7 protein-coding genes are annotated in these 12,708 nt (G+C 63.7%); 3 read left to right on the forward strand and 4 right to left on the reverse strand.

The window, feature by feature from the left end; genetic code table 11:
• Positions 1 to 19: 19 nt before the first annotated feature.
• Positions 20 to 1,480, forward strand: coding sequence for a hypothetical protein (locus HMPREF2874_RS01670; protein ID WP_239663176.1), 1,461 nt, complete (start codon positions 20 to 22; stop codon positions 1,478 to 1,480).
• A gap of 74 nt (positions 1,481 to 1,554) precedes the next feature.
• Here HMPREF2874_RS01670 and HMPREF2874_RS01675 read toward each other — a convergent pair whose 3' ends face one another.
• From HMPREF2874_RS01675 to HMPREF2874_RS01685, 3 genes are read right to left on the reverse strand one after another with little or no spacing between them, the layout of a single operon-like run.
• The gene (locus HMPREF2874_RS01675) at positions 1,555 to 2,682 is read right to left on the reverse strand and encodes an acyltransferase (RefSeq protein WP_070483123.1); all 1,128 of its coding nucleotides are present in this window, start codon (positions 2,680 to 2,682) and stop codon (positions 1,555 to 1,557) included.
• A gap of 60 nt (positions 2,683 to 2,742) precedes the next feature.
• Positions 2,743 to 3,738 (reverse strand): glycosyltransferase family 2 protein, encoded by a 996-nt coding sequence (locus HMPREF2874_RS01680; protein WP_049344558.1) that lies wholly within the window; start codon positions 3,736 to 3,738, stop codon positions 2,743 to 2,745.
• 31 nt (positions 3,739 to 3,769) lie between these two features.
• Positions 3,770 to 4,756, reverse strand: a complete 987-nt coding sequence (locus HMPREF2874_RS01685; RefSeq protein ID WP_049347514.1) for a glycosyltransferase family 2 protein — start codon at positions 4,754 to 4,756, stop codon at positions 3,770 to 3,772.
• Between the two features lie 214 nt (positions 4,757 to 4,970).
• On the opposite strand from HMPREF2874_RS01685, the gene HMPREF2874_RS01690 reads away from it, so the two are divergent.
• Positions 4,971 to 6,263: an MFS transporter gene (locus tag HMPREF2874_RS01690; protein WP_049347513.1), complete on the forward strand. Its 1,293-nt coding sequence runs from the start codon at positions 4,971 to 4,973 to the stop codon at positions 6,261 to 6,263.
• Positions 6,264 to 6,353: 90 nt separating this feature from the next.
• Here the strand turns inward: HMPREF2874_RS01690 and HMPREF2874_RS01695 are convergent, their stop codons facing one another.
• Positions 6,354 to 7,277: a shikimate dehydrogenase gene (locus HMPREF2874_RS01695; RefSeq protein WP_070648705.1), complete on the reverse strand. Its 924-nt coding sequence runs from the start codon at positions 7,275 to 7,277 to the stop codon at positions 6,354 to 6,356.
• Positions 7,278 to 7,590: 313 nt separating this feature from the next.
• Between HMPREF2874_RS01695 and HMPREF2874_RS01700 the strand changes: the two genes are divergently transcribed.
• A complete protein-coding gene (locus tag HMPREF2874_RS01700; RefSeq protein ID WP_070648707.1) occupies positions 7,591 to 12,462 on the forward strand; it encodes an NAD-glutamate dehydrogenase in 4,872 nt (1,623 codons plus the stop codon).
• Positions 12,463 to 12,708: the final 246 nt, after the last annotated feature.

Here is a 12,708-nt window from a genome sequence, read left to right on the forward strand (position 1 = left end):
TAGGAGCGAGGAGGACGCGGTGAGCGAGCCGGTACAGAATCCTGATGCAGGCGAGGCACGGGAGCGGAACTCTCGAGAGACTCAGCCTCAAGAATCCGCGGATGCCCGGGACACTGCGGAAACCCAGGACACTGCGGAAGCCCAGCCTTCGGGCACGGTCAACCGCTACCAGTCCCTGGCGCTGCTGGGATCGTCGGTGCTGGCGGCGGCGTCCACGCTGATTGTAACCATGATTGCTCAGCGCGCCCTGACCGGGTCGGAGCTGACGGAGTTCCTGCTCTTCTGGTCGGCGCTTTTCACGGTGACGGGTATTATTACCGGCCTTCAGCCGGAGATTACCCGCGCGGTGGGTACGGCGCGCACCCGTGCTGTAGCTGACAGGGCTTTAGCTGACGGGGTAGCATCCGCCCACCCCGCATCCGACGGGACGCCCGCACCGCAGGGTGCCCGCGTGGTGACGGTTGCGGCCGCGCTCGGCGCTGTCGCCGGTGCGCTGGTTCTGGTGAGTTCTCCGCTGTGGGCGGGTCAGCAGATTCCACATTCGGCGGCGGTGGGCGTGACCGTCATGGCCGTGGGCGTGTTCCTCTACGCCCTGCAGGCGACCATCAGCGGTGTGGCCGCCGGTGAGGACCGCTGGTACCTTTTCGCGACGGTCGGTGGCCTGGAATCTGCCGGGCGCCTCCTCCTCATGCTTGCGGTGGCCCTACTCATTCCTTCCCTGGCGGGTCTTGAAGTGGCAACGGTCATTCCGATGGGTCTGTGGCTCATCCTGGCGCTCGTGACGTTCTCGGGCCGCCGCCTGTGGGTTGCCCGCGCGGATGTGCCCGCGGGCCGTTTGACGGTCAATATCCTCTGGTCGTTCCTGTCCTCTGCCGCCGCAGCGATGCTGATGATGGGCTTCCCGAACGTACTGAAGGCCAGTGGCGCCGCGGAGAGCGAACCGGTCGTGCTGGGCACCCTGATTCTGGCGATTTCCATTACGCGCTCGCCGATTATGATTCCCCTGCAGGCCTTTCAGGGCGTGGCGGTTTCTGCCTTCTTGAAGCAGCGTCACCGCCCCGTGGCGGCGTTCATTAAGCCCGCCGCCGCGGTGGTGGCGGTGGGTGCTGTGGGCGCGTTGGCGGCCTACCTGGTGGGTCCGCTGCTCTTCCGCCTGATTTACCCGCCTGCCGCAGGAACCGAGTCCGCGTACGAGGCGGCCGCCTCCGGCCTCTCCCTGGGTGCGCTGGTGTTTGCCTCCGCGCTGCTGGCGCTCATGACCCTCTCGGGCAATATGGCGCTTGCGGTGAACCAGCACCGCATCTACCTGGCTGGCTGGGTGGTTGCCGCGGTGGTAACCCTGGGCCTGGCGTTCCTGCTGCCCGCACCGCTGGTGCCGCGCGCCGTGGTGGCTTTGGCGGTCGGCCCGGTCTGCGGTTTCGTGGTGCACATGGTGGGTGTGTCCATGGCCTCCCGCGCGGAGGAAACTCGCGCCGAGTAGCTTTAAAACTTATGGGAGGGGCACGTACGTCACGTACGCGCCCCTCCCGTTTTCGTTGCGGAGCGGATAGCCGGCTAGGGCACCAGCCACTTGCGGACCGGCGGAATCCACCGCAGCAGCCACACCAGAATCAGCGAGGAAGCCCACACCATCAGAGCGTAGGGAGCCTCCAGCCGGTAATCCACCAGCGGCCAGCCGTAGGCTGCGAGGCCCTGAATAATCAGCAGATGAATCAGGTACACGCCGAAGGTCAGCGCCGACAGCTTACGCAGACCCGTCTGAGCCGCCTGCGGCAGACGATTCAGTGGCAGAGACTTGAAGAACACGAAGACCGCCGAGGCCCAGAAAATCGTCGGGATGGACAGATACGACATCGCCAGACTCTCAAGGCCGTGGTGGTTCAGGGTCAGGTAGGGGCCGTACAGGATGTGCGTCAGGGAACCGGCAACACCCAGCACGTAGATGACGAGGCGCCACGGCAGGCTAAAGCTCGTATTCGCCAGCGCATAACCCAGGAAGCAGAAGCCCACGTACCCCACGATAGGGGCGGTGAACTCAGGCATAATGTGCGGGTTAATCTTATGCACCGTGGTGGTCGCGATGGGCATGAAAAGCCCCAGCACGGCCATGAGCCACGCCAGGCGCACCTTCTTCTCGCCGGCACCACGCAGGGCGTAGGAGAAGATGGGGAGCACCAGGTACACGCCGATGAGCGCCTCCAGGTACCAGAGGGTCACGCCCACGGTGCTCGGTGCCAGCAGTACAGCCAGAATCTCCTCACCCTTTGGCAGGGGAGTATGGGTGAACCAGCTACGCGCGAAGAGGTAAATCTGCCCCCAAATCAGCAGGGGAACCAGGATTTTCGTGAAGCGCTTCTTGTAAAAGGTGCCGACGCTCTCCCGCTCGGTGAAGTTGAGGAGGGTGATGCCGGAGGCCATGAAAAAGAGGGGGACGGCGGCAACCGCGGTACCCGAGAGGATATTCTCGAGGACCCAGCCCGGCGAATCGTAATCCACCCGGTAGTTGAACCGGTTGTGCAGGGCGACGACGCCGATGATGGCGAGGACGTTAATGCAGTCCAGGTACACCTTTCGCCCGGGCTTGGGGCGGTGCGCGGCGGACCCGCGAGCCGGTCGGCCGTCGGGCTGGGCATCCTCGGAGGGAGAGGACGCCACCTGCGCCGATGCAGGCAGAGAGGACATAGATTTGCTCCAATCTGGGTGAGTGTGATGAGAGAGAACCCCGGAGTCGGGGCGTGAAACCTAAATGTTGTAGACCCGCTTGACGTACGCGCCGTAGAGAACCCGGTACAGGGCCGTGCTGGTCTTCAGGAGCAGGCCGGCGGCACCGAAGACCGGGCGTCGGCGGAGGACGAGTAGCGCATCGCGCACCGAGAAACCGCGACGGCACCCGGCGAGGGTTGCCGGAGCATCCTCACCGCCCACGATGAGCGCCTGCTGGGCGTTATTCAGGTACGCAAGAACCCGGGCGACGGTCAGCGCCTCCTGACCTTCGGGCAGGTGGTACGTGCTCGTGCGCTGCAGGGATTTCGCGAAGTAGTCGAGCAGGCGGCGGGTCTCGGCCAGGGGAGTGATGCGGCTCCAGGTCAGGCTTCCGGCGTTCACCGCGTAGGCGTAGAGCGGCTCGTCGATGACGGTCACGCTCTGCGCTCGCAGGTAGCAGTCGAGGATGACGCACTCATCCTCGGCGCGGCGAATATCCTCCGGGAAGTAGACGCCTTCCAGTAGGGAACGCTCGATGAGCTTATCCCACGGGTAGGGGGACAGCTCGTCCTTGAGTAGAGCGAAGGCCGCCTGCTGCCCGGTCAGGGTGCCGGGGGCACCCTTCAGGCGCTGCGTGGTCGTGCCGTCGGTTGCCACCATGGTGTGGGCGCAATTGACCACCTGCGCGCCCGTGCGCTCCGCGTGGTGGTGCAGCCGCTCCAGGAAGGTGGGGTAGAGCGTGTCGTCGGAGTCGAGGAACGCCACCCATGCGCCGCGCGCCGCATCCAGGCCCTGATTGCGCACCGCGGAGGGGCCCCGGTTCTCGGGGTTGTCGAACACGCGCACGCGTTCGTCCGGGTTCCGCTGCAGGTAGTCTGCAATCAGCTGCGCCGAATCGTCCGGGGAGCCGTCAATCATGACCAGCAGCTCAAAGTCGGGGTCGGTCTGCGCCAGCACCGACTCAATCGCCGCAATGACGGTGGAGGCGGTGTTGTAGACCGGCATGATAATGCTCGTGCGAGGGGTGGAAGACATGTGCATAAAACCTTGAGGGAGTGCGGAGGACTTACATGCCGTAGGCGCGTCGAACGTACACGCCGTACAGGGTGCGGTACAGGGCGGGGGAGAGCTTCAACAGCAGGCTCGCCGCACCCATCACGGGGCTCGAAAGTAGGGCCTGGCCGACCCATTCCCACCTAATCTGACGGCGACATTCACGAATTACCGCGGCGGAGTCGGCGCTATCGCTCATGAGCGCCTGCTGGGCGTTGTTGAGGTAGGTGACGGCCGAGGATGTGTTGAGGGCGCGGCGTCCTTCCTTCGTGGAGAGCAGCTCGGCACCGGCCTGGCGCATGTAGCGGGTGTGGCGAATACTTTCCTCCACAGGGGTGACGCGGCCCCAGGTCAGGCCTTCGGCACCCATGTAGTACACGTAGAGGCAATCCGGAATCACCTCGAGAGTCTTGGCCTGCATGAGGCACTGGAAGACGGCGAGGGCGTCCTCCGCGCGGTGAATATCGGTCGCGAAGCGCACCGACGAGAAGAGCGAGGCGCGGAAAATCTTATCGGGCGTGAAACCCGTGAAGCGGTCCTGCAGGTAGTTAATCGCAATATCGCGGCCCGTGTAGGTGCCGGGGGAGTTCTGCGGGCGGTCCAGGGTGGAGCCATCCGCCCGGTGGATGGTGTGACCGCAGGTTGCCACATCCGCGCCGGTACGCGCCGCCGCAGCGTGCAGGCGTTCCAGGAACTCGGGACGGTACGTGTCGTCGGAGTCGATGAAGGCAATCCACTCGCCGCGAGCCTCATCCAGGCCCTGGTTACGTGCCGCGGAAACGCCGGCGTTCCGTTCGTTGTCGAACAGGCGGATGCGGGGATCGGGGTTGCCCTCCAGGAACTCGCGAATTACCCGGGAGGAGCGATCCGGGGAGCCGTCAATCACCACCAGCAGCTCAAAGTCGGGGTCGGTCTGCGCCAGAACGGATTCAATTGCGGCGACGACGCTATCAGCCGTGTTGTAGACCGGCATGATGATGCTGGTGCGCGGTGATGACATGGTACCCCTTTGGAGCATTGATGACGGAATTACATATAGATACATCATACGGGGGCTAGGAGCATCTGACCCCTATTCCAGCTTCACACTCTGGGAACTTAGGTAACCCTATGGAAAACGCATGGGGTGCTTCCTAGACTGGAAGGGCACATTAATGACCGAGGGGTTGCCCACCCCGCACCACCCGCCAGGTGTACCACCGAAGGAGCCGCGCATGAGCCGACGCACCGACGCGCCCGCCCGATCACCACGACGAGCTGCCCTCGCCAGCTGGATAGGCTCCGCCCTCGAATACTACGACTTCGCCGTCTACGGCACCGCCGCCGCAATTGTGCTCAACCGCATCTTTTTCTCCGAGGACACCGCCGCCATCGGCATCCTCAAGTCCATGGTCGTTGTGGGTGTTGCCTACGTCGTGCGTCCCTTCGGCGCTATGATCGTCGGCCCCCTCGGTGACCGTTACGGCCGCCGATTCGTCCTGATGCTCACGCTCTTCCTGATGGGTAGCGCGACCTTTGCCATCGGCTGCCTGCCGACCTATAGCCAGGCGGGTATTCTTGCACCCATCCTGCTGGTGGCCTGCCGTATGCTTCAGGGCCTTTCCGCCGCCGGCGAGCAGGCAAGCTCCATCTCCATTTCTTTGGAGCACGCCCACGAGCACCAGCGCGCCTTCACCACCAGCTGGACCCTGCAGGGCACCCAGTTCGGATCTCTGCTGGCGACCGCCGTGTTCATCCCCTTCGCGGCCCTGCCGGATGAGCACCTGCTCACCTGGGGCTGGCGCGTACCCTTCTGGCTCTCCGCATTCGTGGTGATTACCGCCTGGCTGATTCGCCGCACCCTCTCCGAGCCGCCCGCCTACCTGCAGCGCGAGAAGCTCACCGAGCCCCCGCTCGTGCTGGTCTTCAAGCACCACAAGCGTGCCGTGCTCACCATTGCTGTGTGCGCCATGGTTAACACCGTGAACATGGTCTTCACGACTTTCGCGCTGTCCTTCGCCACCAAGGGTTACGGCCTCGACCGCAGTACCATGCTGCTGGTGCCGGTCGCCTCCAACACCCTCGGTCTGGTTGCGATTCCGCTCGCCGCCATGCTTGCCGACCGGATCGGTCGTAAGCCCGTGTTCATTACCGGTGCGGTTGCTTCGTCCCTGGTGATGTTCCCGTACCTCGGCGCGATTACCGAGGGTAACTGGGTGGGCATCTTTGTCTACGGCGTGCTCATGCACGGCGCGCTCTACTCCATGGCGAACGGCGTGTGGCCCGCCTTCTACGCGGAGATGTTCCCGACCCGCGTGCGCGTGACCGGCCTGGCACTTGGCACCCAGATTGGCTTCGCAATTTCTGGAGGCGTTGCCCCCGCTGTGGCGACGAGCCTCGCCGGTGCCGACCTGCATAACGCGGTGCTGCCCGCCGCGTTCACGGTCACCATGTGCGTGCTCGTGGCGCTGGGTGCACTCACCGCTCGCGAGGGTTACAAGAAGTCCCTGGCCGAGCTGGATGCATAGCCCACGCAATATATTCTGTATGTAGAATAAATACGGGTGGGGTTGGATAGCTAACTATCCAGCCCCACCCGTATTCTATACTCTGGCGTTTCAGGCGTTAGTTACCCCCTGCTGGGCTGCAATCAGCGCCTCAAAATGTGCCGCCATACGCTCAGCGTTCGGCTCCAGCCCGGTGAAGAGGCGGAATGCATCCACCGCCTGGCCCACCGCCATGTAGCCACCCGTCAGCACCTCGCATCCGGCGGCACGCGCCGCGCGCACCAGCTGCGTCTGTTGCGGCAGGTAGATGACGTCCGCGACCCACAGGCCTTCGCGCAACACCCCGGCAGCCTGCACCGACTCGCTCAGCGGCATGCCCGGATGCACGTGCATGCCCACCGGGGTCGCGTTCACCAGACCCTGAGCCTCCAGCAGAGCCTCAATGAGGAGCGTATCGTCGGTCAGCACCTCGATTTGAGTCTGCGGGAAGAGCCCACCGAGCTGCTCCGCAAGCCCCTGCGCCTTCGCCGCGTCACGCTCAAAGAGACTCAGGCGGCGCACCCCCAGGCGGCACAGGGCGTACGCCGTGGCGCTACCGGCACCGCCGGCACCCAGCTGCACCACGTGCTCCAGGCGCGCCGGATCCTCCGCCACCTGCGGTAGGCCGCGCTTCAATCCCGCAATGAATCCCGAATAGTCCGTGTTGTCCCCGTAGAACGTACCGTCCTCGTGAATCACCACGCAATTGACCGCGCCCAAGGCACGCGCCGCATCCGAAAGTTCGTGCAGGTGCTCCATGATGGACTGCTTGCACGGGTGCGTGATGTTGAAAGCGTTAAAGCCGAGCAGTGCCGCCGCATCCAGAAGCGCCGGTGCGGATGCGCCGTCCAGGTTCAGAGCGTCCAGGTCGACGGGGCGGTACAGGTAGCGCACCCCGTGCGCGTCGGCCTCGGCCTCGTGCATGGGCGGGGTGAGGGAAGAGGTGATGCCATCGCCGATGAGGCCCACCAGGAAAGATTCAGTACGTAAACTCATGGTTTCACTCTACGAGTCGGCGCCGGGGGAGGGGAACCGGGGGCCGGACAATTTCACGGGTAACCCCGTCGAGCCGCCCCGTCGAGCCGTCGGGCGAGGGGGCAGAGGTGCGGAGCGAGTATTTTTCGATAAGATTTTGGGCCCGTCGAGCGAATATGGCGAATATATCTGACATCTTCACCGTAAGGGTATAAGCTGGATATAACCCATTTGGGTGGTGCCGTCCGCGCGACCCGCGTGGAGTTGCACAGACACCGTCACAGTGAAGTGATACCTACCTTCGGAGGATAGATTGTCAACGACTGACAAGGCTATGGCACGCTTCGCTGGCGCCGATGCATGGATCGAGCAGTATTTTCTGAACAGTCCTGACGATGAGCGTGAAGAATTCACCCCGGCAGAATTAGAGGATTTGGCTCGCACCCATCGTGCGCTAGCCGAAATCCGCGTCCCCAAGACGCCCGTCGTTGCCGCGCGCAATGATGACTACAACACCACGCTGTACGTCGCCACGGACGACATGCCCCATATCGTAAGCTCCCTGACCGCCTATCTTTCGGCGCATTTCGGCGGATTCCTCGCGATTTTCCACCCCATCTTCCTTGCCGAACGCAATATGGATGGTGAGCTCATCAGCCTGCGCGGCACCGGCACCCGAGCCAACCTGGCCAGCGGCGACACCGCCGCCGTCGGTATGCCCTCCCTGCAGCTTTCCGAGGGCGCTCCCGAGGGGTCCACGGTCACCATTGAATCCTGGATTGCGATTCGCCTGACCCGCTGCCTGAACGAAGACGACCTGCGCCTGCTGGAGCACGATGTGCGTCGCGTGCTCGCCGATGTGCGCGCCTGCTACACCGACCTGGAGGGCATGGTCACCGCGGTCTTTGATATCTCCCAGGCCATGTACGAGTTGCGCGGCGCCACTCTCGGCCACGGCGAGGAATCCTACGCCGCCAACCCGCGCGGTGTGGAGCCCGCCTCCCGCGTGGAGGTTGCGCAGGACTTCTTGCGCTGGCTCACCCGAGGCAACTTCGTGTTCATGGGCGTTAAGGAGCGCGTGCTTGACGGCACCTCCGGCGCTATCGCCCTGGTGGACCGCCCCGGTTCGGCGCTCGGCATCCTGCGTTCGACCGAGGGCAAGAGCCGCATCCCGCTTTCCGGCGACACCCTGGACCGAGCTCTCTTCCCCCGCCCCGTGTACATCACGAAGGCTAACTCCCGTTCCACGGTGGCCCGCAACGACTACCTGGACTACATTGGTGTGCGCCGCTTCGATATGAGCGGCCGCGTTATCGGTGAGTACGTGATTCTGGGCCTGTTTACCCGGCAGGCCTACTCGCTACCCGCTATTGAGACTCCCCTGGTGCGTGAGCGAATCGCCATGGTGCGCCGCCGCCTGGGTTACCACCCCGGTTCCTACTCTGATAAGGCCCTGCTCGGGGCGCTGGAAGATTACCCGCGCCTGGAGCTGCTGCAGGCCTCGGTCAACGAGCTGACCGAGACGTTCAGCGGCATCATGGGCCTGGAGGAGCGCCGCAAGACCCGTCTCTTCCTGCGCGCGGATCGATTTAATCGGTTCATTACCGCCGTGGTGTACCTGCCCCGCGATCACTACAACACTGACGTGCGGTACCGCATCGAGCGGGTGTTCCGACAGGAATTTGATTTGAGTGCCATCGACTACGAGGTGTACCTGTCCTCCTCGTCGCTGGCCCGCCTATTCTTCCGTATTCGGCTCACCAACCCCAATGATGTGCCGACCACGGATTATCAAGCTCTCGAAAAGCAGATGCAGCGGGTCACTCGCTCCTGGGTGGAATCCACCGCAGCTGCCATTGAGGCATGGAAACCCGGTGCGGAAGGCCGCCGACTCGCGTCAGCCTGGGCCGACGCAAGCAGCGCAGCTTACCGAGCCGATTACACAGTAGAACAAGCAATCGAGGATATCGTGATTCTTGAATCTCTCTCGGGCAAGAAGCCCGCCGCAATCAAGGTTGAAGCCGGCGAAGCCAACACTACCCGACTGAAGACCTACCTGTCCGCACCTCACACTCTCACCGAGCTCCTGCCGGTGATGCAGAACATGGGCCTGGTCGTTGTGGATCAGAAGCCCTACGAGTTCAAGCCTGAGGACGGCGAAGAGTACGGCTACCTCTACGACTTCGGGGTCGAGTTCCCCGAGGGCGTGGACCCCAACGCCGTCGCATCCCTCTACGAGGATGCCCTGAACGCCTACCTGCTCGGTGAGCGCGAGTCCGATACTCTGGACCGCCTGATTCTCTCCGAGGGCCTCACCTGGCAGGATGTACGCCTGTTCCGCGCCCTGAACCACTACCTGATTCAGCTGGGCCTGGGCTACACCCCCTCGTTCATGTCGAACACCCTGCTCGCCAACCCCGGCATCACCAAGCACCTGGTGGAGTTCTTCAACGTCAGCTTCGACCCGAACAACGGCCTGAACGACGAGCAGCGCAACGCACGCCGCGAAGAGATTGAGGTGGCCCTGGTTGAGGAACTGAACAAGATTCCCACCCTGGACGCCGACCGCTACCTGCGCTCCCTGAGCAAGGTTATTCGCGCCATCCTGCGCACCAACGCCTACCTGGGCCGCGAGGCATTCGCCATCAAGGTTGCACCGCAGCAGATTGACTTCGCACCCCTGCCCCGCCCCAAGTTCGAGATTTTCGTCTACTCCCCGCGCGTCGAGGGTGTCCACCTGCGCTTCGGCGACGTCGCACGAGGCGGTCTGCGCTGGTCCGACCGCCGCGACGACTTCCGCACCGAGGTTCTGGGCCTGGTCAAGGCTCAGATGGTGAAGAACGCTGTCATCATCCCCACCGGCGCAAAGGGCGGTTTCTACCCCAAGCAGCTGCCCGACCCCGCTGTGGATCGCGACGCCTGGATCACCGAGGGCCGCGAGTCCTACAAGGTCTTCATCCGCTCCCTGCTGGATGTCACCGATAACCTTGAGGTTGGCACCGACGGCTCCGAGACCGTCGTTCGCCCCGAGGGCGTCATCGCACGCGACGAGAACGACTACTACCTGGTGGTCGCAGCGGACAAGGGTACCGCCGCATTCTCCGACACCGCGAACGCTATCAGCCTCGAGCGCGGCTTCTGGCTGGGCGACGCCTTCGCATCCGGCGGCTCCGTCGGTTACGACCACAAGGCAATGGGCATCACCGCACGCGGTGCCTGGGAGTCCGTCAAGCGTCACTTCGCCGAGCTCGGCCACGACGCTCAGACCGAAGAGTTCACCGCCGTCGGTATCGGCGACATGTCCGGTGACGTGTTCGGTAACGGTCTGCTCCGTTCCAAGGCAACCCGCCTGGTCGCAGCGTTCGACCACCGCGACATCTTCCTGGACCCGAACCCGGACGCAGCCGTCTCCTTCGAGGAGCGTCAGCGCCTGTACAACCTGCCCCGTTCCTCCTGGCAGGATTACAACCGCGAGCTGATTTCCGCCGGTGGTGGCGTGTACTCCCGCGGCCTGAAGTCCATCGAAATCACCCCCGAGGTGCGCGAGGTTCTGGACCTGGACGAGTCCGTCACCGAGCTCGCACCGACCGAGCTGATTTCCGCCATCCTCAAGGCACCGGTCGACCTGATTTACAACGGCGGTATCGGTACCTACGTGAAGGCCTCCACCGAGACCAACGCACAGGTTGGCGATAAGGCTAACGACGCCCTGCGCGTCAACGGCAAGGATCTGCGCGCCAAGATTGTGGGCGAGGGCGGTAACCTCGGCTTCACCCAGCTGGGCCGCATCGAGGCCGCACGTAACGGCGTCATCCTCAACACCGACGCTATCGACAACTCTGCAGGTGTGGAGACCAGTGACCGCGAGGTCAACATCAAGATTCTGGTGGACCGCCTCGTGGCTCGCGGTGAGCTCTCCAGCGAGGAGCGCGCCTCCTTCATCGAGTCCCTGCAGGACGAGGTTGGCGGCAAGGTCCTCGAGACCAACGTCAACCAGAACGTACTGCTGCAGGGCGAGTTCCACGGTTCCTTCCTGGGCACCAACCTGTACAAGCGCCTTATGCACGACCTGGAGGAGCACGCCGGCCTGAACCGCGCCGTCGAGTTCCTGCCCACCGACGAGGAGCTGGACGAGCGCCTGGAGACCACCGGTGACCGCCTGACCCGCCCCGAGCTGGCTGTCCTGGCTGCGTACGTGAAGATTTACCTCACCCACGCCCTGGAGCAGACCGACTTCGCGGACGACCCCTACCTGGAGGGCGTGCTGCGCAGCTACTTCCCGGCAGCACTCGTCGAGCGCTTCGGTCAGTACCTGGACTCGCACCCGCTGCGTAAGGAAATCATCTGCACCCGCGTGGCCAACGAGCTGGTCAACATTGGTGGCATCACCTTCGCGTACCGCATCATGGAGGAGTTCAACGTCGGTATCGACTCCGTCGCCCGCGCCTTCATCGTGGCCCGCGAGCTCTTCGAGCTCGGCACCGCCGCTAAGCTGCACAGCGAGCTGTCCCCGAAGACCCCGCTGGACGCATGGTTCACCGTGCTGCGCGACAACCAGCGCGTTCTGGATCGTGCGGTCCGTTGGTTCATCACCGAGCGTGGCGTGGTTGCCGGCGCAACCATCTCCGAGCTGCTCGAGAACTTCGGTTCCGTCGTCGAGATGCGTCGCAACCTGCCCGAGTACCTCTCCGGCATCTCTCGCGCTCGCGTCCGTGCAAAGCGCGACGCGGGCGAGGCATGGGGCCTGCCCGAGGACCTCATCATCATCTGGATTCGCGGCTTCGAGGGCTACGCCCTGCTGGACGTGATTCGTTCGGCCGCCGATCACGACTTCGAGGCAACCTCGCTGGCACCGGTCTACTTTGCCACCTACGACCGCTTCAAGGTGGACGAGCTGCTCGGCCTTATCACCGAGCTGCCCCGTAGCGACCGCTGGGAGATTCTGGCACGCCAGGCAATGCGCGGTGGCCTCTACGAGACCGCCGCAGAGCTGGCACTGTCCGTGGCTGAGGGCGCGAAGGGTGACTTCTCCACCGTGGACGGTGCACAGCAGGCTCTGGCCAGCTGGATTGAGGAGCACCCGACCCGCGTGGGTAACATCGACCGCATCCTCGACGAGATTGCTGAGGCAGCTCCGGATGCAACCGGTCACCCGCGACTGGCTGTGGTCTCCGTGGCCCTGCGCACCCTCGCTAGCGCATCCTAAACGCGAGGCGGTAGCCGCGCCGTACCGTCGCACAGCGGTGAATGCGGTACGGTAACCGTACATTGAGCATCCCGGCTTCCTCCTGCTGGAGGGGCCGGGATGCCTTGCATATGCACCTAACGGCATATAAACATGAGAGCAAAATGTGTTCCAAATCGCCTAAAATTCAAGTTAGGGTTGAATAAAAGTTCAACATTTTGCTTGACGCGTACAGTATATTGATGACGGCGGCATCGTTGCGTGCGC

Origin of the sequence: Rothia sp. HMSC068F09 (assembly GCF_001812775.1) — a bacterium.
GTDB lineage: Bacteria > Actinomycetota > Actinomycetes > Actinomycetales > Micrococcaceae > Rothia > Rothia mucilaginosa_A.

Bases quoted from the DNA above. Each gene is read 5' to 3' on its own strand.
- HMPREF2874_RS01700 (WP_070648707.1), top strand. From the start codon at position 7,591: ATGGCACGCTTCGCTGGCGCCGATGCATGGATCGAGCAGTATTTTCTG.
- HMPREF2874_RS01690 (WP_049347513.1), top strand. From the start codon at position 4,971: ATGAGCCGACGCACCGACGCGCCCGCCCGATCACCACGACGAGCTGCC.
- HMPREF2874_RS01675 (WP_070483123.1), bottom strand. From the start codon at position 2,682: ATGTCCTCTCTGCCTGCATCGGCGCAGGTGGCGTCCTCTCCCTCCGAG.
- HMPREF2874_RS01685 (WP_049347514.1), bottom strand. From the start codon at position 4,756: ATGTCATCACCGCGCACCAGCATCATCATGCCGGTCTACAACACGGCT.
- HMPREF2874_RS01695 (WP_070648705.1), bottom strand. From the start codon at position 7,277: ATGAGTTTACGTACTGAATCTTTCCTGGTGGGCCTCATCGGCGATGGC.
- HMPREF2874_RS01680 (WP_049344558.1), bottom strand. From the start codon at position 3,738: ATGTCTTCCACCCCTCGCACGAGCATTATCATGCCGGTCTACAACACC.